Annotated in this window: 18 protein-coding genes; 5 read left to right on the top strand and 13 right to left on the bottom strand. The window is 72.3% G+C overall.

Going from position 1 to position 24587, the window contains the following annotated elements; all coding sequences use genetic code 11:
• Nucleotide 1: 1 nt before the first annotated feature.
• The 5 genes from OG519_RS22815 to OG519_RS22795 form a co-directional block, all read right to left on the bottom strand.
• Entirely contained in the window at nucleotides 2–934 is a 933-nt protein-coding gene (locus OG519_RS22815; RefSeq protein WP_405587011.1) for an ABC transporter permease, read from the bottom strand.
• Nucleotides 927–1850 (bottom strand): ABC transporter permease, encoded by a 924-nt coding sequence (locus OG519_RS22810; protein WP_405587008.1) that lies wholly within the window; start codon nucleotides 1848–1850, stop codon nucleotides 927–929. The genes OG519_RS22815 and OG519_RS22810 overlap by 8 nt, the downstream gene beginning before the upstream one ends.
• A gap of 147 nt (nucleotides 1851–1997) precedes the next feature.
• Nucleotides 1998–3650, bottom strand: a complete 1653-nt coding sequence (locus tag OG519_RS22805; protein ID WP_405587006.1) for an ABC transporter substrate-binding protein — start codon at nucleotides 3648–3650, stop codon at nucleotides 1998–2000.
• A gap of 445 nt (nucleotides 3651–4095) precedes the next feature.
• The gene (typA, locus tag OG519_RS22800; RefSeq protein ID WP_405587003.1) at nucleotides 4096–5964 is read right to left on the bottom strand and encodes a translational GTPase TypA; all 1869 of its coding nucleotides are present in this window, start codon (nucleotides 5962–5964) and stop codon (nucleotides 4096–4098) included.
• Between the two features lie 256 nt (nucleotides 5965–6220).
• Nucleotides 6221–8035, bottom strand: a complete 1815-nt coding sequence (locus OG519_RS22795) for an ABC transporter family substrate-binding protein (protein ID WP_405587000.1) — start codon at nucleotides 8033–8035, stop codon at nucleotides 6221–6223.
• Between the two features lie 418 nt (nucleotides 8036–8453).
• On the opposite strand from OG519_RS22795, the gene OG519_RS22790 reads away from it, so the two are divergent.
• From OG519_RS22790 to OG519_RS22780, 3 genes are all read left to right on the top strand, one after another.
• Nucleotides 8454–8741: a hypothetical protein gene (locus OG519_RS22790; protein WP_405586997.1), complete on the top strand. Its 288-nt coding sequence runs from the start codon at nucleotides 8454–8456 to the stop codon at nucleotides 8739–8741.
• 275 nt (nucleotides 8742–9016) lie between these two features.
• Complete coding sequence (locus OG519_RS22785) at nucleotides 9017–11179, top strand: TPM domain-containing protein (RefSeq protein ID WP_405586995.1); 2163 nt, start codon at nucleotides 9017–9019, stop codon at nucleotides 11177–11179.
• A 28-nt stretch (nucleotides 11180–11207) separates the two neighbouring features.
• Complete coding sequence (locus OG519_RS22780) at nucleotides 11208–11924, top strand: PspA/IM30 family protein (protein ID WP_405586992.1); 717 nt, start codon at nucleotides 11208–11210, stop codon at nucleotides 11922–11924.
• A 104-nt stretch (nucleotides 11925–12028) separates the two neighbouring features.
• On the opposite strand, the gene OG519_RS22775 is transcribed toward OG519_RS22780, so the two are convergent.
• The 7 genes from OG519_RS22775 to OG519_RS22745 all read right to left on the bottom strand — a co-directional run bounded on the left by OG519_RS22775 (nucleotide 12029) and on the right by OG519_RS22745 (nucleotide 20901).
• On the bottom strand, nucleotides 12029–14515 hold the full coding sequence (locus OG519_RS22775) for a SpoIIE family protein phosphatase (protein WP_405592915.1): 2487 nt from the start codon (nucleotides 14513–14515) through the stop codon (nucleotides 12029–12031).
• Between the two features lie 389 nt (nucleotides 14516–14904).
• Nucleotides 14905–17361 (bottom strand): SpoIIE family protein phosphatase, encoded by a 2457-nt coding sequence (locus OG519_RS22770; RefSeq protein WP_405586989.1) that lies wholly within the window; start codon nucleotides 17359–17361, stop codon nucleotides 14905–14907.
• A 347-nt stretch (nucleotides 17362–17708) separates the two neighbouring features.
• The gene (locus OG519_RS22765; protein ID WP_405586986.1) at nucleotides 17709–18095 is read right to left on the bottom strand and encodes a (deoxy)nucleoside triphosphate pyrophosphohydrolase; all 387 of its coding nucleotides are present in this window, start codon (nucleotides 18093–18095) and stop codon (nucleotides 17709–17711) included.
• The gene (locus tag OG519_RS22760; protein ID WP_405586984.1) at nucleotides 18092–18277 is read right to left on the bottom strand and encodes an SPOR domain-containing protein; all 186 of its coding nucleotides are present in this window, start codon (nucleotides 18275–18277) and stop codon (nucleotides 18092–18094) included. Before OG519_RS22760 ends, OG519_RS22765 begins: the two co-directional genes overlap by 4 nt.
• Complete coding sequence (locus OG519_RS22755) at nucleotides 18274–18723, bottom strand: RpiB/LacA/LacB family sugar-phosphate isomerase (protein WP_405586981.1); 450 nt, start codon at nucleotides 18721–18723, stop codon at nucleotides 18274–18276. The genes OG519_RS22760 and OG519_RS22755 overlap by 4 nt, the downstream gene beginning before the upstream one ends.
• A 131-nt stretch (nucleotides 18724–18854) precedes the next feature.
• Nucleotides 18855–19607 (bottom strand): GntR family transcriptional regulator, encoded by a 753-nt coding sequence (locus tag OG519_RS22750; RefSeq protein ID WP_405586978.1) that lies wholly within the window; start codon nucleotides 19605–19607, stop codon nucleotides 18855–18857.
• 265 nt (nucleotides 19608–19872) lie between these two features.
• The gene (locus OG519_RS22745) at nucleotides 19873–20901 is read right to left on the bottom strand and encodes a DUF4190 domain-containing protein (protein ID WP_405586975.1); all 1029 of its coding nucleotides are present in this window, start codon (nucleotides 20899–20901) and stop codon (nucleotides 19873–19875) included.
• Between the two features lie 205 nt (nucleotides 20902–21106).
• On the opposite strand from OG519_RS22745, the gene OG519_RS22740 reads away from it, so the two are divergent.
• Complete coding sequence (locus tag OG519_RS22740) at nucleotides 21107–22501, top strand: glycoside hydrolase family 18 protein (protein WP_405586973.1); 1395 nt, start codon at nucleotides 21107–21109, stop codon at nucleotides 22499–22501.
• Nucleotides 22502–22565: 64 nt separating this feature from the next.
• Here the strand turns inward: OG519_RS22740 and OG519_RS22735 are convergent, their stop codons facing one another.
• A complete protein-coding gene (locus tag OG519_RS22735) occupies nucleotides 22566–23393 on the bottom strand; it encodes an oxidoreductase (RefSeq protein WP_405586971.1) in 828 nt (275 codons plus the stop codon).
• A gap of 133 nt (nucleotides 23394–23526) precedes the next feature.
• Between OG519_RS22735 and OG519_RS22730 the strand changes: the two genes are divergently transcribed.
• Nucleotides 23527–24429 carry a LysR family transcriptional regulator gene (locus tag OG519_RS22730; RefSeq protein ID WP_405586968.1) on the top strand — a complete coding sequence of 301 codons (903 nt, stop codon included), beginning with the start codon at nucleotides 23527–23529 and terminating at the stop codon, nucleotides 24427–24429.
• The last annotated feature ends 158 nt before the right edge of the window (nucleotides 24430–24587 follow it).

Raw genomic sequence — 24587 nt, 5'->3', positions numbered from 1 at the left:
CCTAGCGCAGCTTGGGGTCGAGGGCGTCGCGAACCGCGTCGCCCAGCATGATGAACGCCAGCACCGTGATGCTCAGCGCTCCCGCGGGCCACAGCAGCATGTGCGGGGCGTTGCGGATCTGGTCGGAGGCGGCGGAGATGTCGATGCCCCAGGAGACGGCCGGCGGCTTGAGGCCGACGCCGAGGAAGGACAGGGTCGCCTCGAGCGAGATGTACGTGCCGAGCGCGATCGTCGACACCACGATGATGGGCGCGAGCGCGTTGGGCGCGATGTGCCGCAGCAGCATCCGGCTGTTGCTCGCGCCGAGCGCCTTGGCCGCCTGCACGTAGTCCTGCTGCTTGGCGGTGATCACCGCGCCGCGGGCGATCCGGGCGATCTGTGGCCAGCCGAGCAGCACGATGAACGCGGAGACGGTGAAGACCGAGCCGCCCTTGACGACGGAGAGGAACACCACGCCGCCGAGCAGGATCGGGATGCCGAAGAAGATGTTGCTGAGCATCGAGATCAGCGCGTCCCAGATGCCGCCGAGGAAGCCGGCCATACCGCCCAGGAAGGTGCCGATCAGCGCGGCCCCGACGGTGGTCAGGATGCCGACCGAGACCGAGTCGCGGGCGCCGAACACCGTACGGGTGTAGACGTCGCAGCCCTGGGTGTCGAAGCCGAACGGATGACCGCTCTTCGGCCCCACCTGGGAGTTGATCAGATTGCAGTTGAGCGGGTCGCCGCTGGCGATCAGTCCCGGCCAGATCGAGATCACGATCAGAAAGAGGATGATCAGGCCGGAGATGTAGAACATGGGCTTGCGGCTGAGGTCGTGCCAGGCGTCGTTCCACAGACTGCGCGGCTTCTCGCGCTCTTCCGCGGGGACCGCGAGGCCGTCCGGGGTGGTCGCGGCGCCGTCTTCCAGCACCGTGGCGGGGATGGATTCAGGCATACCGGATCCTCGGGTCCAGGACCGCGTAGAGCAGGTCGACGAGCAGGTTGGCGACGAGGAAGATGATCACCAGGATGGTCACGAAGCCCACCACGGTCGGCGGGTTGTTGCGCAGAATGCCCTGATAGAGCTGGTAGCCGACGCCGTGGATATTGAAGATCCGCTCGGTGACGACGGCGCCGGCCATCAGGCCGCCGATGTCGGTGCCGAGGAAGGTCACCACGGGTATCAGGGAGTTGCGCAGCAGGTGCACGGTGACCACGCGCCGCCTGGGCAGGCCCTTGGCGACGGCGGTGCGCACGTAGTCCGCGCTGGAGTTCTCCGCGACCGAGGTTCGGGTCAGCCGGGCCACGTAGGCCAGGGACACCCCGGCCAGCACCACACCCGGCAGGATCAGATCGCCGAACGGCGCGCCCTCGGCGACCGCCGGGTGCGCCACGTGCCACTTGACGCCCAGGAAGTACTGGAGCAGGTAGCCGGTGACGAAGGTCGGGATGGAGACCACGAGCAGGGTGAACGCCAGCACACCGGTGTCGGCGAAGCGGCCCCGGCGCAGGCCCGCGAGCAGGCCGAGCGCGACACCGACGACCGCCTCGATCGCGAACGCGACCAGCGCGAGCCGCAGCGTGACCGGGAACGCGGTCCGAAGGAGCTGGGTGACCGGCTGGTCGTTGACGCCCTGGCCGAAGTCCCCGGTGAAGATGCCCTTCATGTAATGGATGTACTGGGCCGGCAGCGAGTGGTCGAGATACAGCTGATGCCTGATCTGGGCCGCCGTGGCGGGGTCGGGGGCACGGTCGCCGAACATGGCGGCCACCGGGTCGCCGAGTGCGTAGACCATGACGAAGATCAAAAAGGTGGTACCGATGAAGACCGGAACCATCTGGAGCAGTCGTCTGATGACGTAGCGCCCCATCTGCCCTCCAGGGATCGGGCAGACGCCGGCCGGGGCCTGTGGACCCGGCCGGCATCGTTACCGCGAGCGATTGCTGTCAGTCCCCCGTGTGCCTCCGTGTGCCCGCCCTCCGGCGCGGAGGGCGGGCGGCGGCTTCTTCCGGTCAGGTCAGTGGTTGACCGTGATGTCGGTGAAGACGGGGTAGCTGAAGGCGTTCTCCTTGACGTTGGACACCCGGGAGGACCAGGCGGCGCCGCCGTTCTGATACCACAGCGGGATGACCGGCATGTCCTTGAAGAGCAGCTTCTCGGCCTGCTGGTAGAGCGCCGTCGCCTTGGCGGTGTCCGGCTCCGCGTTCGCCTGCTTGATCAGCGCGTCGAACTGCGGGTTGCTGTAGTGCGAGTCGTTCGAGCTGGCGCCGGTCGCGTAGAGCGGCGTCAGGAAGTCGTCGATCAGCGGGTAGTCCATCTGCCAGCCGGAGCGGAAGGGCTCGGTCTCCTGGCCCTTGGTGATCTGGTTGCGGAAGTCCGCGAAGGTGCCGGTGGGGGCGCCGACGCAGGCCTTGTTGTTGCCCAGCACCTGGTTGATGCTGTTGCAGACCGCGTCCACCCACTCCTTGTGGGAGCCGGTGTCGGCGTTGTAGCCGATGGTGATGTGGCCGCCGGGCAGGCCGCCGCCCTCCGCGATGAGCTGCTTGGCCTTGGTGGGGTTGTACGTGACGGCGTCGCCCGCGATGGTCGAGCTGTAGCCGCCGGCCGCGCCGAGCACCGGGGAGGTGAGGTCGGTGGCCGGGGTACGGGTGCCCTGGAAGATCTTCTGGGTGATGGTCTTCCGGTCGATCGCCATCGACAGGCCGAGCCGCACCTTGTCCATGCCCGGGGCGCTCCACGCCTTCTGGTTCAGCGGGAACGAGATGGTCTGGTTGATGCCGGCCGGCTGGTTGAGGTAGCGGCCGTCCATGTCGGTCTTGACGTGGCTGAGGTCCTGGGCCGGGATGGAGTCGTCGACGTCCAGGTTGCCCGCCTGGAGATCGGCGTAGGCGGTGTTCTCGTCGGTGTAGACCTTCAGCAGCACGCCCTTGTTCTTGGGCTTGCTGGGGCCGGTGTAGTACGGGTTCGGGACCAGCTTCATGCTGCTGCCCTTGGTGTAGGACTGCACCATGTACGGCCCGTCGCCGACCGGCTTGGCGAGGTAGGCGGCGTGGTTGGTGAAGAACGAGGCCGGCAGCGGCGCGAACGCCTTGTAGCCGAGCCGGTCCGGCCAGGTGGAGAACTTCTGGGTCAGCTTGACCGTGAAGGTGTCGTCGTTGACGACCTTCAGACCTGACATGGTCTTCGCGGTCGGCTTGGCGCCCTCCGCCGAGGGGTGCACGGCGTCGTAGCCCTGGATGTCCTCGAAGAAGTACGCGTTCAGCTGGGCGTTGGTGAGCAGCGCGCCGTAGTTCCACGCGTCCACGAAGGACTTCGCGGTGACCGGCGTGCCGTCGGAGAACTTCAGCCCCGGCTTCACCTTGATGGTGAAGTTCTGCTGGTCGGTGGTGGTGATGGACTGCGCGGCCTCAAGGTTGGCCTTGCCCGTGGCGGGGTCGTACTCCTTGAGGTCCATGAAAATCATGTCCATGACCTTGCCGCCCTGCACCTCATTGGTGTTGGCCGGCTCCAGGGGGTTCTGGGGGTCGCCCCACCAGGCCCGGACTATGCCGTCGTTCCCGCTCCCGGCGTCGGACTTGCTGTCACCGGAACCGCCGGAACCACAGGCGGTTGCTGCCAGGGCGACGACTGCCGCCCCTACCACCCACTTGGCGCTCTTGGCACCACGCATGGGTTGCCTCCTCAGGAGTCACTGTCGATACGTGAAAGGAAGGCCGTGCGCTGACACCCCTGACAGCGAAGGCGGCCTTCCGTGCTCGTGAGTCGGCGCTCTCCATCGGCGCTTGACCCATTGACCCGAGCTCAACATCGTCCACTATCGGTCATGTTTGGCTTGGGAATGAACAGAAGACGGTTTCGCTTTGATCACAGCGCGCTGGAAAATGTCCCGGAATCCGGACATTCCGGAAGTAGACAGACACTATCCAAAGGGACAATGTGACCTATCTAACGATGAAGAGTGTCCGAATAACGGACATCCGTCGGCCGACGATCCGGCCAACGCAAAGGGTCCGGGGGACGTCCCCCGGACCCTTGGACAGGCTCGCTTCAGGCTCTCGACACGCTCACCCCGGGCTCATCCCCGGAGTCGCGGCCGACGGCGCCCGCGGCGGCTGCTAGCCGTGCTTGGCGCGTGAGGCGGCGCGGCCGCGCTCCTTCTGGTCGAGGACGACCTTGCGGATCCGGACCGTCTCCGGGGTCACCTCGATGCACTCGTCCTCGCGGCAGAACTCCAGCGACTGCTCAAGGGAGAGCTTGCGCGGCGGCACCACGTTCTCGGTGTTGTCCGCGGACGCGGCGCGCATGTTGGTGAGCTTCTTCTCCTTGGTGATGTTCACGTCCATGTCGTCGGTGCGCGAGTTCTCACCGATGATCATGCCCTCGTACACCTCGGTGGTCGGCTCGACGAAGATCACGCCGCGCTCCTGGAGGTTGATCATCGCGAACGGCGTCACGACGCCGGACCGGTCGGCCACCAGCGAGCCGTTGTTCCGGGTCCGCAGGTCGCCGAACCACGGCTCGTGGCCCTCGAAGATGCTGTGCGCGATGCCGGTGCCGCGGGTGTCGGTGAGGAAGTCGGTGCGGAACCCGATCAGACCACGGGCCGGCACGACGAACTCCATGCGGACCCAGCCGGAGCCGTGGTTCGTCATGGTCTCCATCCGCCCCTTGCGGGTCGCCATCAGCTGGGTGACCGCGCCCAGGTACTCCTCGGGGCAGTCGACCGTCATCCGCTCGACCGGCTCGTGGATCTTGCCGTTGATCAGCTTGGTGACGACCTGCGGCTTGCCGACGGTCAGCTCGAAGCCCTCGCGGCGCATCTGCTCGACCAGGATGGCCAGCGCCAGCTCGCCGCGGCCCTGGACCTCCCAGGCGTCCGGACGCTCGGTCGGCAGCACCCGGAGCGAGACGTTGCCGATCAGCTCCCGGTCCAGGCGGTCCTTGACCTGCCGGGCGGTGACCTTGTGGCCCTTGCCGCCCTTGCCGACCAGCGGGGAGGTGTTGGTGCCGATGGTCATCGAGATGGCGGGCTCGTCGACCGTGATGAGCGGCAGGGCGACCGGGTTCTCCAGGTCGGCGAGGGTTTCGCCGATGGTGATGTCCGGGATGCCGGCCACCGCGCAGATGTCGCCTGGGCCCGCCATCTCGGCCGGCTTGCGGGTGAGCGCCTGCGTCATCAGCAGCTCGGTGATCTTGACCTGGGTGACCGAGCCGTCGCGCTTCATCCACGCGACCTGCTGGCCCTTGCGAAGCTCGCCCTCCTCCACCCGGAGCAGTGCGATCCGGCCGAGGAAGTTGTCCGCGTCGAGGTTGGTGACGTGCGCCTGGAGCGGCGCGCCCTCGGTGTAGGTGGGGGCCGGGACGGTGGACAGGATGGTGGAGAAGAAGGGCTCCAGGCTGTCGCTGTCGGCCGGCACCGTGCCGTTCTCCGGCTTGGTCAGCGAGGCCACCCCGTCCCGGGCGCAGGCGTAGACGATCGGGAACTCGATCTGCTCCTCGTCCGCGTCCAGGTCGAGGAAGAGGTCATAGGTCTCGTTGACCACCTCGTCGATCCGCGAGTCGGGGCGGTCGGTCTTGTTGATGCACAAGATCACCGGCAGCCGGGCGGTCAGCGCCTTGCGGAGCACGAAGCGGGTCTGCGGCAGCGGACCCTCGGAGGCGTCGACCAGCAGGACCACCGCGTCCACCATGGACAGGCCGCGCTCGACCTCACCGCCGAAGTCGGCGTGGCCCGGGGTGTCGATGATGTTGATCGTGACGGGGTCGCCGCCGTCCTTCGGGTGGTACTTGACGGCGGTGTTCTTCGCGAGAATGGTGATGCCCTTCTCGCGCTCCAGGTCGTTGGAGTCCATCATCCGGTCGTCGAGATGCTGGTGGGCGGCGAACGCGCCGGCCTGCTTGAGCATCGCGTCGACCAGGGTCGTCTTGCCGTGGTCTACGTGAGCGACGATGGCGACGTTACGGATGTCGTGGCGCGTGGACATGCTGCGGCGCTTCTCCCGGAATCGTGGATGACGTCGCGTCCCTCGTTCGACGCGCTCGCCTGCCGGGCAAGGTCGAGCCACGGCCTCCCCCCATGGTACGGGGCCCCGGTCCCTGTCAATACAGCGGCAAACCCGGGGACCGATGCGGCGACCGACGCAGGGGCCGATCAGGCGGCCGATCAAGCGGTCGATCAAGCGACCGGGGCGGGGCGGGACCGGGATGGTCCGGCCGCCGCCCCGCCTCAGTAGCGCCCGCTCACTTGCGGAAGCCGAGATCCTCGTACGCCGGGGTCTGGAAACCGAAGGCTCCCGCGTTGGCGACGTTGGTGCGCAGGGCCACCACCTGGGGGCGCTGGTAAAGGGGGATGGAGCCGGCCGCCGCCCAGATCCGGGAGTCCGCCTGGGCGGTGAGGTCGTGGGCGGCGGAGGCGTCGAGTTCGCTGCCGGCCCGGGTCAGCAGCTGGTCGATCTGGTCGGTGCCGACCCGGGAGTAGTTCTGGGCGACCGAGACCGAGCCGTCGGCGGCCGGCACCGGCTTGGCGAAGATCGGGGTGTCGTCGGTCGCCGGGTAGGCGGTGCCGGGCCACGACCACAGCGCCAGATCGAAGTGCCCGCCGGCGATGCTGTCCTGGAAGGCGTCGCCCGCGCCCACCTTGCTGATCTCGGTACGGACCCCGATGCCGGAGAGCATCCGGGCGATCCGGCCGCCGACGTCGTCCAGGGTCGGGGAGTTCGACGGCAGCACCAGCCGCAGGCTGAGCGGCTTGCCCGCCTTGGCCACCACCCGGCTCGGCTCGACCACGGTGAGCGCGCCGGAGGCCGCCGTCCGGCCGGGACCCGCCGCCTTCTCGCCGGTCTTCGCCGCCGACCGGTGCCAGCCGGCGTCGGCCAGCATCGCCTCGGCCGACTGGAGCCCCGCGGCGCCCAGCGCCGAGCTGTGGTCGGCGTATCCGTTCTGGGAGGGCAGCACCAGGTGGTTGCCGAGCGCGATCACCGGCAGCCCGAGCGGCTTGAGCACGGCGGCGGCGATCTTCTTGCGGTCGATCGCCCGCGCCACCGCGTGCCGCACCCGCTCGTCGGCCAGTGGCCCACCGCTGCCGTTGATGGCGAGCTGCGCGTACGCCGCGTCGGGTGCCTTGCGCACCGCGAAGCCGCTGGTCCCGCGCACCACGGCGAGCGAGGTCGGGTCGATGTCGGCGAGGTCGAGCCTGCCGGCGGCGAGCTGGGCGGGCCGGGCGGCGCGCGGCACCGCGGTCAGCACGATCCGGTCGAGCCTGGCCCGGTGGCCCCACCAGGAGGTGTTGCGGACCAGGGTGACCGTCTTCGCCTTGGTGTCCGTCGCCCCCAGCCGGAACGGCCCGGCGACGACCGGCAGGGCGGTGCGGGCGCGGTCGTTGAAGGCGTCGGCGTTGCCGCTGACCGAGGCCGGGTAGAGCGGGCCGAACAGCGAGCGCCAGTCGGCGTACGGGGTGGCGAAGGTGACCTTGATCTGGTGCGCGTCCGCGCCCTGCCGGATGGCGGAGATCCGGTCGTAGCCGGCGTTGCGGGCGGTCCAGAAGGCGGTGTTGTTGCCGTTGAGCGCCTTCCACTGAGCGGTGAAGTCGGCGAGGCCGATCGCCCTGCCGTCGCTCCAGCGTGCCCGCGGGTTCAGCCGGTAGGTGACCACCTGGCGCGGTTCCTGCTTGGTGACCTCGGCCTTGGTGACGAAGTTCTTGTCGGCCTTCGGAGTGCCGTGCCCGTCGAGCCGGAACATCGCCGGCAAGGTGGCGGCCGCGACGGCGGCGGTCTCGACCCCGGCGTCCGCCTGATAGGCGTTGAGAGTGCGCGGCATCGCGTCCACCGCCCAGCGCAGGGTGCCGCCGTCGCGCACCCCTGACCTGGCGACGGTGGCCAGGTCGGTGCCCGCGGTGCCGGCCGCTTTGTTGCCGCCGGCCGAGCAGGCGGTGAGCGTCAGCGCGGCTCCGGCGGTGAGCGCCACGGCGATCCGCAGCGTCCGGCGCCGGGCCGCCGGGGCCGGGCCGGCCGGTTTCATGCCGTCGCGCGGGGGGCTGCTCATGGGGCTGCCGTTCATGGGTGGGACACCTCCGCGGCCCCGCCGGCGCCGGTACGGCCTGCGTACGCGATGTGCCGGGGACCTGGCTCGGCTGGTCTGATCTGCCGTTTATCGGTTTTATCGGGCGATTCCGCAGGGATATGGCATCCCGCCCCGGCCGTCCCCGACCGCCGACCCGCCGCGCCGGGCCACCGAGATCATCCGGACGGCCCACCGGCGGGGGCGGGGGGCGGGCGCGGGCGGCCGGGGGCAGGCGGGCGACCAGGGGGCACGCGGGGGCGGCCAGGAACGAACCCGGAACGGCCCGGAGCGGCCCGGAATACGGTGCAGCCGTCTTCACAAGGCCCGGTGTGCCGCGCGACACTCACAACCGCGGCGGTGCCACCGCCCACCTGAGCGTCATCCACCGCACGCCGGCAGATGGTGAGGGCACCGCATGTCCCTGCACGACGACCTGAGCTCGGTCCAGCGACGACTCGACGATCTGATGCGGTGTGTCGCCCGGCTGGACGAGCACGCGGCGGACTGCCTCGACATGCGCCGGGTCCGGACGGACGCCGCGCGGCTGCGGGAGAGCATGGCGCTGCTGCGGGAGTCGCTGCCGGTCAGCGTCGGAAGCCGGCAGGTCGAGATGGTGTCCATACCGGAGGCGCCCTACGACCGCGGGCTGTGGACGGACGCCGAGGAGGAGGGGCTCGGCTCACCGCACCGGCGCGCACCTTGAGCCGCCGCCCGCGGTCGGGATCGGCCCCTCGGTGAAGCGGCCCTTCCGTCGAAGCAGGGGGGATCACAAGGGGCGCGAGGAACCGCGCGAGCGACCCACCGCCAGCCGGAGGTCCGGCGACAGCGGCAAGGCGCTGGGGCAGCCGGCCCCGGCCACCGGGGGCTCAAAGGCCGGGGCGGCGGCGCCCCCTCCCGGTCGCGCCACCGGCAAACCGCACATAGCCTCCGAAAAAGGAGCCACGCGGTGGGCCGTGGCGCGGAGCGGGAGGCGGCGCGGTGCGCAAGAGACGTCGGGCGGTCCCAGCGTTCCTCGCGGCTCTCGGCGCGGTGGCCCTCTGCCTCGCCCCGCCGGCCGGCGCCGCCCGCGCCGACGACCCGGTCCGGCTCGGCCCCGGCGCCCGGGTCACCGACCGGGTGGGCGCGCTCGGCAGCCGCGGCCCCGCGGTGCGGGCCGCCCTCGACCGGCTCTACGACACCCAGCGCATCCGTCTCTACGTCGTCTACGTCAGCGGCTTCTCCGGCCGCATCCCGCAGGACTGGGCCAACGCCACCGCGGTGCGGAACGGTCTCGGCCGCCGGGACCTGCTGCTCGCGGTGGCGACCCACGACCGGCAGTACGCGGTCTCCGCCGATCAGGACTCCGTGCTCAGCCAGACCCAGCTGGGCGAGGTCACCGACGGCGCCGTCGAGCCGGCGCTGCGGGCCAACGACTGGGCGGGCGCGGCGATCGGCGCGGCCGACGGCTGCGCCGCGGTGCTCGCCGGCCGTCCGGTGGCCTTCCCCGCCATCACCCCGGGCGCCGTCGACCCCGGCGGCGGCGCCTCGGGCACCCGGCAGGGTGCCTCCGGTCTGTGGGTCCCGGTGGCCGCGGTCGTCACCGTGGTGGTGCTCGGCGCGATCGCCACCCGCAGGCGCCGGTTCCGGCAGGCGGCGGCCGGCCGGCCGGTGGCCGGCGTGGCCGGCTGGGGCGCGGCCAGGCCCAAGCCCAAACAGCCGACGCCGGTGACCGCGCTGCCGGAGCTGGACGCCCAGGCGCGTCAGCTCCTGGTGGCCACCGACGACGCGGTGCGCACCAGCCAGGAGGACGTGGGCTGCGCCGCCGCCCAGTTCGGCGAGGCGGCGGCCCGCCCTTTCGGTGAGGCCGTGGAGTACGCGCGCAGCGAGCTGACCGCGGCCTTCCGGCTGCGGCAGAAGCTCGACGACACCTTCCCCGAGGACGACGGCACCCGGCGGCTGATGCTGGACGAGATCCTCTCCCGCTGCACCCGGGCCAACCGCAGGCTCGACGCGGAGTCCGAGGCCTTCGACGAGCTGCGGGCGATGGAGGCCAACGCGCCCCAGGTGCTGGAGCGGGCCGAGGCCACCGCGGCCGGACTGCCCGGCCGGATCGGCGCCGCCGAGAGCGGCCTGCGCGCGCTGGCCCGGCGCTACGCCGACTCCGCCCTGGACCCGGTCGCCGCCCACCCCGCCGAGGCCATGGACCGGCTGGAGTTCGCCCGCGCCAGCCTGCACCAGGCCCGGGCGGCCCTCGGCACCGACCACAGCCGGGTCGCGGTCTTCGTCCGCGCCGCCGAGAGCGCCCTGGATCAGGCGGCCACGCTGGCCGACTCCGTCACCCGCCGTGAGCAGGAGCTGCGGGCGGCGGACACCAAGCTGCGGGGCGCGCTCGCCGGGACGGACACCGATCTGGCCGAGGCGCGCGGGCTGCTGGAGTCCACCGCGCGGGCCGCCGGCACGGCGGGCACCGGCGCCGGCACCCCGTACGCGGATCTGCGCGGCCGGATCGCCCGCGCCGAGTGGGTGGCCGAGGACGTACGGCAGGAGGTGACGGCAGGCCGCTACGACCCGATCGCGGCGCTGCGGCGGGTGGAGGAGGCGGACTCCGGGCTCGACCAGGCGCTGGCCGGCGCCCGGGAGCGGGAGGACGGGGAGCGAAGGGCCCGGCTGCTGCTCGACCAGGCGCTGCTCGCCGCCCGCAGCGAGGTGGCCGCCGCCGGGGATCTGATCACCACGCACCGGGGGGCGATCGGCAGCCAGGCGCGTACCCGGCTGACCGAGGCCGAACGCCGGCTCAGGATCGCCGAGTCGACCGCGGCGACCGACGCGGCGGGCGCGCTGCGGCATGCCAGGCAGGCGGACCGGCTGGCCCGGGAGGCGCAGACCGACGCCCGCCAGGACCTCAGCGGCTACCGGGACTTCGGCTACGGCGGCGGGGGCGGCGCGGGCGGTACGGGCGGCATGGGCGGCGCGGTGGTCGGCGGCATCCTGCTGGGCGGCATCCTCGGCGGCGGTGGGGGCGCGGGCGGCGGGGGCGGCGGTGGACCCGGCGTCCGGGACCACGACCCGGACGGCCCCGGCGGGGGCTACGGCGGCCCCGGGCCCGGCAGCTTCGGCGGCGGCCGGACCCGCGGCCGGATGAGCGGCGGCGGGCGCTTCTAACCGAACATCGAGGCACAGGGAGTCAGGTATGTCCAAGCAGACCGTCCTCGGCCGGGTGGGGCAGCTCGCCAGGGCGAACGTCGGCGAGGTCCTCGATGAGGCCGAGGACCCGCAGAAACTGATCGACCAGCTCATCCGTACCTACGGCGCCACCATCGCCGAGGCGCAGGAGGCGCTCACCGCGGCCATCGCCGACCACCGGCTGATGCAGCAGGACCACGCCGAGGACGTGGGCGCCGCCGCCGAGTGGGGTGCCAGGGCGCGCACCGCCAGCGGCCGGGCCGACGAGCTGCGCACCGCCGGGAGCGGCGCGGCGGCCGACCGGTTCGACCGGCTCGCCCGGGTCGCCCTCGGCCGCCAGCTCCAGTCGGAGAAGGAGGCCGCGACGGTCGCGCCCACCCTCACCGGGCAGCGCGAGGCGGTCGACAAGCTCAAGTCGGGGCTCGACCGGATGAGGCACAAGCTGGAGCAGCTCAAGACGCGGCGGGACGAGCTGGTGGCCCACTCGCGGTCGGCGAAGGCGCGGGCCCCGATGATGGACGCGGTACGAGAGGTCGACCTGTGCGATCCGACGACCGATCTGGGGCGGTTCGAGGACAAGATGCGGCGCGAGGAGGCCCGGGTGGCGGGCCGGGAGGAGCCGGCCGCTTCATCGCTGGACGCGCAGTTCGAGGCGCCGGATCCGTTCTCCGACACGGGCGAGATCGAGGCGCGGCTGGCCCGGCTGAAGTCCCGGGCCGGCTGATCCGCCGTCGGGTCCCGCCCCTGGCCCTGGTCCCGCCTGTGGGTCCCGCTCCTGGTCAGGGCACGGTCTCTGTCACAGTCCGGTCACGGCGGGTCACGGCACGGTCAGAACATGCTCAGCAGATCGTCCACCGAGGGACCGGAACCCGGCGCGCCGCCACGCAGCGCCAGTTCGAACCAGACGGTCTTGCCGCGGTGGGTGCGCCGGCTGCCCCAGCTCTGGCTGAGCATGGAGACGAGCTGGAGGCCCCTCCCGCCCTCGTCGGTCTCGCGGGCCCGGCGGCGGCGCGGCTGCATCAGCGCGTTGTCCCACACCTCGCAGACCAGGGTGCGGTCGAGCAGCAGCCGCAGTCTGATGTCGCCGTAGCCGTGCCGGAGGGCGTTGGTGACCAGCTCGCTGACGAGCAGTTCCGTGGTGTCCACCAGCCCTTCGAGGCCCCAGGCCAGCAGTTGGTCACGGGCCAGTTCACGGGCCCGGGCGACCGAGGTGGGCTGCGGCTCCAGCGTCCAGTCGCCGACCTTCTCGGCGGACAGGCCGTCGATCCGGGCCATCAGCAGGGCGATGTCGTCCTCGCCGTGCGCGGTGTCCAGGGTGGCGAGCACGTGGTCGCAGACGTCCTCAAGCGGCCGGGCGGGGCCGGCCAGCGAGTCGCGGAAGGCGTCGAGGCCCTCGTCGAGCGGGAGGCTGCGGGACTCCACCAGGCCGTCGGTGTACAGGGCCAGCAGCGCCCCGTCGGTCAGCTCGACCTCGATCTCCTCGAACGGCTCGCCGCCGACACCGAGCGGTACGCCTCTGGGCACTTCGAGCAGCAGCGGGGTCTCGCCCGGCTCGACCACGACCGGCGGGAGATGCCCGGCGTTGGCGATGGTGCAGCGCCGGGTCACCGCGTCGTAGACCACGTAGATACAGGTGGCCAGATAGACCTCCGCGAGGTCGGCGTCGCCGCGCTCCTTGGCCCGGCGGGTGCCGCCGCGGGCCGGGGCGCCGAGCCCGCTGACCACCTCGTCCAACGCGCCGAGCACCTCGGCGGGTTCGAGGTCGAGCATGGCCAGGGTGCGGACGGCGGTGCGCAGTTCGCCCATCGCGACGGCCGCCCGCAGGCCGCGGCCCATCACGTCGCCGACCACCAGCGCCGTACGGTGGCCGGGTAGTTCGATGACGTCGAACCAGTCGCCGCCCACCTCGGTCTCCATGCTGCCGGGCAGATAGCGGCAGGCGATGTCGAGCCCGGCCGCCTCCGGGTCGTCGGGCGGCAGCAGACTGCGCTGGAGGATCAGCGCGCGCTCGTGCTCCCGGCGGTACAGGCGCGCGTTGTCGGTGAAGATGGCGGCGCGGGCGGCGAGTTCCTCGGCCAGCATCCGGTCCCGCTCGGTGAACCGCTCGCTGCCCTTGGCCCGGGAGAACTGCACCAGGCCGAGTACGGTGTCGCGGGCCACCATCGGCACCACGAGGGTCGACTGCACCAGCGAGTTGCCCTGCCCGTGGTCGCCGTCGAGCATCTGCGGCTGGGCGGTGCGCAGCGCGCGGGCGCTGGCCGAGCCGAACCGGTAGCGGTGCACCGCGCCCACCGAGACCGGTCCCTCCGAGGGGTCGACGTCGTCGTCGCCGGGCATCGCCACCGGCGCGTCGGAGACGGAGCTGGCGAAGGCGACCCGGCGCAGCTCGCCGCTCCCGTCGGTGGTGCCCGGCAGGTCCTCCACGCCGGAGAGCAGCGCCTGGTAGAGGTCGACCGAGGCCAGGTCGCAGAAGTGCGGGACCGCCACACCGAGCAGTTCGCGTGCAGTGGTCTCCAGGTCGAGCGAGGTGCCGATCCGTGCGCCGGCCTCGTTGAGCAGGGCCAGGTTGCGCCGGGCGTGCGCGGCCTCGCGTTCGGCGCGCTGCCGTCCGGTGACGTCCATCGCCAGGCCCGCCACACCGATCGGCCGCCCGGAGCCGCTGTGCAGCCGGTAGAGCGACATGGACCAGCGGCGGCGGCCGGGGTCGCCCGGCACCGTGCCGACGAGGGGCATGTCGAGCACCGGGTCGCCGGTCTCCAGCACCTGGCGCAGCGCCGCGGAGAGCCGGTCGGACTCCACCCGGGAGAGGAAGTCGTGCGGGCCGCGGCCGCGGTGCTCCTCGGAGGCCCGGCCGAAGACGGCGGCGAAGCGCTGGTTGACCCGGATCAGCCGCAGTTCGGTGTCGAAGAGCACGAAGCCCATCGGGGACTGCCCGAAGATGGCCTGCGACGCGGCGAGGTCGGTCTCGATCTGCCGGAGCGTCGCCACGTCCACCGCGATGCACAGCGCGCCCTGGCCCGAGGGCATCACATAGACCTCGGCGAGGCCCTCACCGCCGTTGGCGTCCTTGTACGGCACCAGGCCGTTCCACTCCCGGCCGTCGAGGATCTCGGTGAGCCGGTCGTGTGCGCGCCGCTGCACATCGGGCGGCGCGAAGGCGGTGACGGGGTCCCGGCCGAGCGCCTCGGCGGCGCTGACGCCGAAGAACTCCTCGGCGCGGTTGCTCCATTGTTCGATCCGGCCGTGCCGGTCGAGCGCGAAGGAGGCGACGCGGATGTAGTCGTAGAGGGAGCCGGGTGGGCTGGACTGCCAGATGCCGCCGCGCACCGCGGTCGCCGTGCGGTCGCCGCCGTCACTGCTGCCGGCCCTGTTGCCGCCGTCGGCGGAGCCGGCCGCGTCGGATGCGGCCGAGGCAGCCGATGCTTCACTGTGGGGCGGAACCGCCCCTGCTGGCCTGTCGCTCACTCGCCCGACCCCTCCAGCTCAGCACACATGGACCGGTTGGAGCTGAGTATTCAGCATGACGACCGTCCAGCACACGGTCTTGTCGATCACAGCATCATCTCGGCTCAAGGGGTACGGGGAAGAGCCCCGGGACTCCAATGTCACCCCTTTCCCTCCTGTTTCGAACCTGCCTCTTCGGCATACCCGGCCCAGTCCCGTCGAACCATGCGTTCCGCCGGTGCCGCCCGGGCGTCCCGGGGTCACGGCAGGGCCAGTTCGAACCAGACGGTCTTGCCGAGCGGGCCGTGCCTGGTCCCCCATCGACGGGACGCCACGGCCACCAGTTGAAGGCCGCGGCCGCCCTCGTCGTCGATGGCGGCCACCCGTTCGCGCGGCGGGTCCGGCAGCGGGTCGGAGACCTCCACGAGCAGCGAGGACCCCCGGACGACCCGGACCCCGATGGGACCGTGGGCGTACCGAAGTGAATTGGTGACCAGCTCGCTGACGAGCAGCACCGTGACATCCGAGAGCTGGGCGAGGCCCCACTGGGTCAGGATGTCACGGACCCGGCGCCGCGCCAGTCGCACCGCCCCGGCCTCGGCGGGAAAGGTCCAGAAGGCGGTGGAGCCCTCCGGCAGGCCGCCGAGCCTGGCCATCAGCAGCGCCACGTCGTCCGGCTCCCGGCCCGGCTCCATGGTGGCCAGCAGTTCGTCACAGGCCGCTTCGAGCGAGGCCATCGGGCGGCACAGCCGCCGGCGCAGGTTCTCCAGGCCGACACTGATGTCCTGGCCGCGGGCCTCCACCAGCCCGTCGGTGTAGAGCACCAGGACGCTCCCGTCCGGCACCTCAAGCTCGGTGGTCTCGAAGCTGAACCCGCCGATGCCCAGCGGCACTCCGGGCGGCAGGTCGAGCAGCTCCGCCTGGTAGCCGCCGGCGCCGGCGCTGTCGGCCGGCCGGACCAGGACCGGCGGCAGGTGCCCGGCCTGGGTGATGGTGCAGCGCCGGGTCGAGGGGTCGTAGACGGCGTAGACGGCGGTGGCCATCCACCCCTCCTCCTGGCTCTGGGCCAGGTCGTCGCCGAGGTCGTTGACCCGGCGCAGCAGTTCGGCGGGCGGCAGGTCGAGGCCGGCCAGGGTGCGTACCGCCGTCCGGAGCCGGCCCATCGTGGCGGCGGCCCGCATGCCGTGGCCCATCACATCGCCGACCACCAGGGCGATCCGGCCGCCCGCCAGCGGGATCACGTCGAACCAGTCGCCGCCGATCTCGGCGCCGCTGCTGGCCGGCAGATAGCGGAAGGCGATGGCCACGCCGGGCGGCTCCGGCAGCAGTTGCGGCAGCAGGCTCCGCTGGAGCATGAGCGCGCCCTCGCGCTCGCGGACGTAGAGCCGGGCGTTGTCCAGCGCGGTGCCGGCCCGGCCGACCAGTTCCATCCCGAGGGTCAGGTCGTCGCTGTCGAAGGGCTCGCGGTCCTTGCCGCGGGCCACCACCAGCAGGCCGAGCACCACCCCGCGGGCCCGCAGCGGCAGCACCATCACCGAGGCGATGCCCAGTTCGAGCGCGGCCCGCATCCTGGGGTCGCCGGGATACGTGGTGGCGACGAGCTGCTCCTTGGAGTCGATCACCCGGGGGCGGCCCGAGGTGAGCACCTCCGCGAAGAGCGAGTTCTCCCCGAAGCCGACGAGTGAGCCGGGCTGGAGCATCTGGTCCACCGCCGACTCCCAGCGGACGGCGCCGGCGCCCACCAGCCGCATCGAGGTGTCGACGCTGTAGGAGGCGGTGGGCAGTTCGCCGCCCTCCGCGGCCCCCGCGTGCAGGATCACCCCGGAGAAGTCGCAGAAGGCGGGGACGACCGCCTGCGCGAGGCCGTCGGCGGCCCGCCGCACGTCCAGCTCGTCGCCGATCCGGGAGCCCGCGTCGTCCAGCAGCGCCAGCCGGCTGCGGGCGTGCTCGGCCTTGGCGGCGGCGACCACCCGCTGGGTCACGTCCATCACGATGGCGCTGACCCCGAGCACGTTTCCCAGCCGGTCGACCAGCCGGTGGTACGACAGTGACCGGTACCCCCCGCCGCCCGGGGCGCGCACCACCCGGTCGACGACCGGGTGACCGGTGGCCAGCACGTTGCGCTGGAGCTTCATCAGCGCGCTGCCGAAGTCGGGGTCCAGGACATCGACGACGGTACGGCCGATGTGGTCGGCGACGGGCAGCCCGTTGAGTTCGGCGAGGGATTCGTTGATCCTGGTGTAGCGCAGCTTGTCGTCGAAGATGGCCACGCCGAGCGGGGAACTCTCCAAGAGGGCGTCGAGCGCGGCGAGATCGTGCTCCAGGGTGCGCAGCCGGCTGGTCTCCACGATGGAGGCCAGCACGAAGGGGCGGCCGTCGCCGTCGACCAGCAGGCTGGCCCGCGCCTCCACCTGGACGCCGTGCCCGTCCCGGTGCCGCAGCGTCAGGATGCCGTCCCATCGGCCGCTGCGCAGCAGCTCCACCAGGATCTGCTCGCTCTGCTCGGGGCGGGCCTCGTCGGGGGCGGCCTTGTCGGTGGGGCCGAAGAGGCCGCCGACCCGGCGGCCCACGATGTGCTCCCCCGCCCACCCCAGGACCTCTTCGGCCAGCGGGCTCCACAACAGGACGCGGCCGGTGGTGTCGAGCATGACGACGGCGACCCGGAGCATGTCCAGGAGTGCTTCGGCCTGCGGCTCCCCCTCCGCTCCGTCGGTCATCCCATTCCACCCCCGCACCGGGTCCGCGCCGGACCCAGGCCGGCTCCACAAGAGAGATCTCATTCCCTATTACCCGATATTGCCCCGATCCCCGCCGATCCGCCCATACGGGGCACCCACGCGAACCCGCACGGTCCGGAGCGCGGGGGAAGGGGTGCCCGACCCGCCCGCGCGGGGCAGCCACGCGCCGCCGCGCGGACGGGCGGGCCGGACGTGGGTCGGGGCGCGGGGGAAGGAGGGCACGATCTGCCCGCGCGGGTACCCGCGCGCGGACGGGCGGGCGCGGACGCCGTCCGGGGGGTCGAAGGGGGATGGGCCGCTGCGGGGGGATGCGGGTACGCGGGGAGTCAGAGGTGGGTGGTGGTCCAGGTGACGGCGGGGCGGTCGGGGGGGAGCCAGTCGAGGGTGAGCGCCTCGTGTGCGGTCACCCAGCGGAGCTGATCGTGGTCCTGGAGGGCCCGCGGCTCGCCCCGCACCAGGGCGGCGACCCAGACGTGCAGCACATGGCCCGAGGGCAGCGCCCACTCCCCCGGCACCCGCTCGACCGGGCGGACGACGACCCCCAGCTCCTCCTGGAACTCCCGCACCAGCGCCTCCGGCGCGGACTCACCCGGCTCCACCTTCCCGCCGGGCAGCTCCCACCGGCCCGCGAGTTCGGCCGGCGCGGTCCGCCGGGCCGCCAGCAGCCGCCCCTCGCGCAGCAGCGCCCCGCCGACGACGATCGGCCGGCTCACGCCGACGCGGTCCTGGGCGCGGGCACCCGCTCTATCAAGTAGACCCGGCCGGCCCCGCCGCGGCCACCACCGAGTGTGTCGGCGACCCGCTCGGCCTCGGCCCGGGTCGCGTACCGCCCCACCCGGTAACGGTTCGCCCCGCCGTCCTGCCGTATCAGCACCCAGATCAGTTCGGACGTCACGACGAAATCCCCTCAAGCGCGGTCAGATGCGCCACGTTCTCCCGGTCCTCCGTCTGCTGGCTCGGCGCGCCGTTGAACCAGGCGTCGAGGATCTCACCCAGCACCGGCCCGGACAACGTGCGCAGGCTCAGCGCCAGCGCGTTCGCGTCGTTCCACCTGCGCGCCCCACCGGCGGTGTACGCGTCGGCGCACAGCGCCGCCCGCACGCCCGGGATCTTGTTCGCCGCGATGGACGCGCCCGTTCCGGTCCAGCAGCACACCACCGCCTGGTCGGCCGCCCCTTCGGCGACCGCCCTGGCCGCGGCCTCCGCGCTCCAGGCCCAGTCCGTGTGATCGCCCGGGCGCAGCGCCCCGTAAGCCAGCACAGTGTGCCCGCGGCGCCTGAGTTCGTCGACGGCGTGTCGGGCCATGGGTTCATCCATGTCCGAGGAAACGGCGATGCGCATATGCCCGACCCTACGCCCGAGGTTTACGGCGCGGGCACGCATTGCCCCGATAATGGCGAACGACGTACCGATCCGGCCATCTGTTCGACCGAATGCCGATCGTCCGTCAGTACGTTCTGATATAAGGCGCGTTAGCGCACCGGAAGGTGGTAAACGGCCCGATAGCGTTCGGCCGGGATCACCACGTCCGCGGTCTCCACCGGCCGCCCGGAGGCGTAATAGGTGCGCCGGATCTCCATCACGATGTGCCCGGGCACCCCGCCGAGCGCCGCGGTCTCCTCGGCGAGTCCGGGCCGCGCGGCGACCTCCTCGGCCATGTGGTCGACCAGGACGTCGATCGCCGCCATCCGGGACACCACGCCCTGTCCGCCCACCGGCCCCTCCTCGGGCAGCAGGACGGGGGTACGGGCGGTGAGCGCCAGCGGCTCCCAGGAGGTGGAGAGCATCGCCGGTTCGCCGCCGGACCGCAGCAGATAGCGCGTGCGCATCACCCGGTCGCCGGGCGCGATGCCGAGCCGCTCGGCGATGTGGACCGGCGCGGTGTCCTGCACACTGCGCGACTCCCACGTGCCCTCGCTCGCCTCGTCGGCCTGCTCCTGCCGGAAGAGGGTGGGGGTGCCGGCCGGCCGGTACCCGCTGCGGATGATCCGCCGGGGCCTCGGGCGCTCGCGGACATACGTACCCGAGCCGGAGCGGCCCTCCACGAAGCCCTCGGCCATCAGCACTTTGCGTGCTTCCAGGGCGACGGTGTCCGAGACGCCGTACTCGGTGCGGATACGGGCCTGTGACGGCAGCCGGGCATGCGGCGGCAGCGTTCCGTCCAGAATCTTCCGCCGCAGGTCTCCCGCCACACGAAGGTAGGCGGGCTGCTCACCGAAGGCCACGTGCCCCTCCCAGGGGTTGACTGTCCGCGACAGCTTGACAACCCTCGGTACTCGACCGCAAGCCTTGCCCCGAGCTTCACCCTCGGAAGTGGGAGGTGGCAGCCCCGTTCGCACCGATGGCGTCACCCGTTCGAGTGACGCCATCCGTGGCCTCGGCTCAGCGCGGGGGCACGCGCGCCGGCCGGCCGGCCCGTTCCCGGCGACAGCGGACTCCCCCTCGGCTCCCCGCCGGCCCCCGGCCGGCCGTCAGCGGTGAGCCGGCCGCTCAGACGCCGAAGCCGCCCCCGTCCCCCGCGTTCCGCGCCGAACCGGTGACCTTGCCGGAGCGGCTGCCGAAGAAGCAGGTCACATCGCGGTCGCCGCGGTTCCACCCGTCCTCGGGCGGCATGTAGTAGTAGATCTCCAGGCCCTTGGCGAGCGGTGTGCCGTCGAGGTACTCGTCGGCGAAGTCGTTGCACTGGGCGCCGGCCTCGTCGGAGATCGTGTCCACGCCCGGGTAGCCGCCGTCCGGCGTGGCGTCGACCGCGAAGACCTTGTACGCCTCCGCGTCGTGCTTGTGGTCGCAGGGCACCACGTCCACCGTGGTGGACCGGGCGCCCCGCCCGTCGTAGTCGGAGAGCGAGGTGTTGACGGTGTTGAAGCACTGCCCGGCGACAAGGTCCGCCACCCGCGTGTTGCCCTCGTCGAACGCGCCGGCCGCGCCGAGGGCGACGAGCGCGGCGATCAGCAGGGTCGTGACGCTGGAGATGACGATGGCCGCGACCGCCATCGCCTTGCCCCGGTCGCCGCGGCGGTTGACCTGCCGCAGCGCGAAGACGCCGAGGACGAGGCCGAGCAGCGGAATGCAGATCACCAGCGCGGTCACCAGCGCGGCGATGGCCAGACCGTTGGTGGGCCGCTCGGCGTACCAGCCCGCCTGCGGCGGGTAGCCGTACGCCGGCGGCCCGTACGGCGGGCCGGGATACGGGCCCGGCTGCTGACCGGGAAAGGGCCCGGGCTGCGGGCCGGAATACTGACCGGGATAAGGCCCGCCCGGATAACCCGGGTAGGGCTGCCCGGCGTAAGGCTGGCCGGGATAAGGCGGTGAGCCGTAGGACGGCCCGCCGGCGTACGGCGGCGGTGTGCCGTAGCCGCCCTGCGGATACGTGGGCAGGCCGCCGTACGGCGAACCCGGCTCGTGCGGCGCGGGGGACGGCGGGGGTTCCGGGGGCGACGGGGGCCCGGCGGGGGGCGGCGTGCCGTCGGGGGACGGCGTGGCGTCAGAGGACGGAGGCGGGGGCGGAGGTATGTCCACCAGGGGAGTTTACGGGCTGTTCGAACAAGGGAAGGCCCCTGTCGGGGCCTCACCGGCCCCCGGCAGCCGGGCGGTTCGGACCGGCCCCGCGCGGCCACCTCCGGCATGGACCCGGTATGAACCCGGTATGAATTCGGGTACGCACCGGTGGCCGGTTTTCCCGTTTCGCTTGACCCACATTGGTCCAGACCAATACTTTCCCGGCATGCGTCGAAGACTCCTCGGCCGTTTGGCCGCCACTGCCGCCACGCTCTCGGTGGTCGCTGTCCTCCCCGCCCTCACCGGCGGCAGTTCCGCGCAAGCCCACGACGGCCACGGATCCGGGCACGCCACCCCGGCCCACGCCGACTCGTCCTACAAGAACGTCGGTTACTTCACCCAGTGGGGCATCTACGCCCGCAACTACCAGGTGAAGAACGTCGAGACCTCCGGCACCGCCGCCAAACTCACCCATCTCAACTACGCGTTCGCCAACATCGGCGCCGACGGCAAGTGCTTCGAGGCCAATGTCGCGGGCGAGGGTGACGCCTGGGCCGACTACCAGCACCCGGTGGACGCGGCGACCTCGGTGGACGGCACCGCGGACACCGCGGCGCAGCCCCTGGCCGGCAACTTCAACCAGCTTCGCGAACTCAAGGCGAAGAACCCCAAGTTGAAGGTGCTGATCTCGATCGGCGGCTGGGGCTGGTCCACCCACTTCTCCGACGCGGCGCTGACGCCAGCCTCCCGCACGGCACTTGTCGCCTCCTGCCTCGACATCTTCGTCAAGGGCAATCTGCCGCTGCTCGACGGCAAGGGCGGCCCGGGCTCGGCGGCCGGCCTCTTCGACGGCGTCGACATCGACTGGGAGTGGCCCGGCTCCTCCGGTGACGTGGACACCGTCTACCGGCCCGAGGACAAGCGGAACTTCACCGCGCTGGCGGCCGAGTTCCGCAAGCAGCTCGACACGTACGGCCGCACGACGCACAAGCACTACGACCTGAGCGCCTTCCTGCCCGCCGCGCCGGCCAAGATCGACGCGGGCTTCGAGGTCAAGAAGATCTTCAGGTACCTCGACTTCGGCACCGTGCAGGGCTACGACTTCCACGGCCCCTACGAGGCCACCACCAACCAGCAGTCCGCGCTGAAGGCCCCGCGCGACACCCCGGTGGCGAACGACTTCAGCGACACCCAGGCGGTCGGCGACTGGCTGCGCCGCGGCGCCCCGGCCCGCCAACTCGTGCTCGGCGTACCGTTCTACGGCCAGGGCTGGACCGGCGTCCCGGACGGCGGCAAGGCCGGCCTCTTCCAGACCTCCACCGGTCCCGCGCCCGCCACCTGGCAGGCCGGCAACGAGGACTACCACGCGCTCAAGGCCCTTGCCCAGTCGGGCACGTACGCCCTCCACCGGGACACCAGGGACGGCTTCGCCTGGCTCTACGACGGCACCAACTTCTGGACCTACGACGACCCGCAGGTCATCGCCCAGAAGACGGCCTACATCCGGCAGCAGCACCTCGGCGGCGCGATGGCCTGGTCTCTGGACGGCGACACGTCCGACGGTGAGCTGATCACCGCCATCGACAGCGGCCTCAACCCGCACCACCAAGGGCATCACTGACGGACCGTCAGCCCCTGGCCGCGGGCCGGCTCCCCCCACCCTGCCGGGGGGAGCCGGCCCGTCCTCACGCGTCGAAGCGGGTGGCGCGGGCGCGGGATTCCCAGGGGGTGATGTCGGCGCGCACCTCGTCGAGATGGCCGAGGACCGCGCTCACCCCGTCGTCGCCGAGCGGGAGACGCAGCGGGGTGTGCTCGGCTTCCAGGGCGTCGATGATGAGGGCGGCGGCCTTGGCCGGGTCGCCGGGCTGGGTGCCGTCGCCGGCCGCGACCATGGTCCGGGTGGGGCCCACCGTCGCCTCGTAGTCGGGGAGTTGCGCGCTGACGCCGCCGTTGCCCATCAACGAGGTCCGGAAAGCGCCGGGTTCCACGATCAGCGTCTTGATGCCGAGCGGCCGCACCTCGTCGGCGAGCGCCTCCGTCATCCCCTCCAGGGCGAACTTCGTCGCGCTGTACGCCGAGAAGCCGGCGAAGGACATCTGCCCGCCCATGCTGCTGAGCTGCACGATCGCGCCCGAGCGGCGGGCCCGCATCCCCGGCAGCACCGCCCGGACCAGCGCGGCAGGACCGAACACGTGCACCTCGAAGAGGCCGCGCAGCTCGGCGTCGGTGGTCTCCTCGAAGGCGCCCACATGGGTCCGGCCCGCGCTGTTGACCAGTACGTCGATCCGGCCGTGCCGTGCGGTCACATCCGCCACCGCCGCGTCGATCGCGGCCGGATCGGTGACGTCGAGCGGCAGCGGCTCCACCTGGTCGGGGTGCGCGGCCACCAGGTCGTCCAGCGCCTTCGCCCGGCGGGCGGCGGCCACCACCACGTCACCGGCCGCCACCGCCGCTTCGGTGATCGCCCGGCCGAAGCCGCTGCTCGCGCCGGTGATCAGCCAGACCCTGCTCATCCGTTCACCCTCTTCATCTGTCGTCAGTCGTCGTCAGCCGTCGGCAGCCACGTCTCTTTTCCCGGCCCGAGTCGCCTCACTGTGCCCGGCGGCACCCTTGCCGGTCCAAGATCCGTCGTGATAGCCGACGGACATGGATGTTCACGGGCGGGACCTGCGCTACTTCGTCGCGGTGGCCGAGGAGTTGCACTTCACCCGGGCCGCCGAACGCCTCTACGTCTCCCAGCCCGCGCTCAGCAAACAGGTGCGCGCGCTGGAACGGCAGCTCGGCGCGCTCCTGTTCGTCAGGGACCGGCAGGGCGTCGCGCTCACCCCGGCCGGCGCGGCCCTGCTGCCGTACGCCCGGCAGGTGCTGGAGACCTGGGACGAGGCATGGGCGGTGGTGGAGGGGGCGAAGTCCGCCGAGCGGAGCACCCTGGTGATCGGGATGAGCACCAGCCCGGGGCGCGGCGGTCTGCTGCCCGCCATCCGCTCCCGCTTCGGCGCCCGCTGTCCGGGAGCCACGCTGCGGCTGCGGCAGGTCGGCTGGACCGATCCGACGGCCGGGCTCGCCGACGGGGCCAGCGATCTCGCCTTCGTCTGGCTGCCGTTGCCCGACGAGGAGCGCTACGACCATCTCGTCCTCGCCGAGGAGCCCCGCTTGGTGGCGTTTCCCGACTCGCATCCCCTCGCCGCCCGCGCCGGCGTCGACTTCGCCGAGTTGCTCGACGAACCGTTCCTGGCCCTGCCGCCCGACGCCGGCCCGCTGCGGGACTACTGGCTCGCCCTGGACGCCCGGGGTGGCCGGCCGGCCCGGATCGGCGGCGAGGTGGCCGGCACGGAGGAGACGTACGAGGCGCTGGTGGCGGGGCTCGGGGTCGTCCTCGTCGCGGCGGGCAACGCCCCGCTGATCACCCTCGGCGGGGTCACCACCCGCCCGGTCGTGGGGCTTTCGCCGAGCCGCTTCGCGCTGGCCTGGCCGCGCGCGTCCGCCCATCCGCTCGTCCCGGCTTACGTGGCCGCGTGCCGGGAGGCCACCCGGGGCCGGCGGGGGTGAGCGCGGCCGGCGGGGGTGAGCGGGGCCGGGGTGAGAGGTGACGTCATGCGGTGTGCTCCTGACGGACGAGGCGGGTGGCGCCGCCCGGGCGATGGAGGCAGGAGCACCTCTCGCCCACCGGCCGGCGCCCCCCACCCCGCCCGCCCGACCCCCGCACC

Origin of the sequence: Streptomyces sp. NBC_01190 (assembly GCF_045039895.1) — a bacterium.
GTDB lineage: Bacteria > Actinomycetota > Actinomycetes > Streptomycetales > Streptomycetaceae > Actinacidiphila.
The sequence above is the reverse complement of the archived record's forward strand: the minus strand, read 5'-3'. Positions and strand labels throughout refer to the sequence as shown.

Coding starts and splice junctions, on each gene's coding strand:
- OG519_RS22815 (WP_405587011.1), bottom strand. CDS start 934: ATGCCTGAATCCATCCCCGCCACGGTGCTGGAAGACGGCGCCGCGACC.
- OG519_RS22810 (WP_405587008.1), bottom strand. CDS start 1,850: ATGGGGCGCTACGTCATCAGACGACTGCTCCAGATGGTTCCGGTCTTC.
- OG519_RS22805 (WP_405587006.1), bottom strand. CDS start 3,650: ATGCGTGGTGCCAAGAGCGCCAAGTGGGTGGTAGGGGCGGCAGTCGTC.
- typA (WP_405587003.1), bottom strand. CDS start 5,964: ATGTCCACGCGCCACGACATCCGTAACGTCGCCATCGTCGCTCACGTA.
- OG519_RS22795 (WP_405587000.1), bottom strand. CDS start 8,035: ATGAACGGCAGCCCCATGAGCAGCCCCCCGCGCGACGGCATGAAACCG.
- OG519_RS22790 (WP_405586997.1), top strand. CDS start 8,454: ATGTCCCTGCACGACGACCTGAGCTCGGTCCAGCGACGACTCGACGAT.
- OG519_RS22780 (WP_405586992.1), top strand. CDS start 11,208: ATGTCCAAGCAGACCGTCCTCGGCCGGGTGGGGCAGCTCGCCAGGGCG.
- OG519_RS22770 (WP_405586989.1), bottom strand. CDS start 17,361: ATGACCGACGGAGCGGAGGGGGAGCCGCAGGCCGAAGCACTCCTGGAC.
- OG519_RS22755 (WP_405586981.1), bottom strand. CDS start 18,723: ATGCGCATCGCCGTTTCCTCGGACATGGATGAACCCATGGCCCGACAC.
- OG519_RS22740 (WP_405586973.1), top strand. CDS start 21,107: ATGCGTCGAAGACTCCTCGGCCGTTTGGCCGCCACTGCCGCCACGCTC.
- OG519_RS22735 (WP_405586971.1), bottom strand. CDS start 23,393: ATGAGCAGGGTCTGGCTGATCACCGGCGCGAGCAGCGGCTTCGGCCGG.
- OG519_RS22730 (WP_405586968.1), top strand. CDS start 23,527: ATGGATGTTCACGGGCGGGACCTGCGCTACTTCGTCGCGGTGGCCGAG.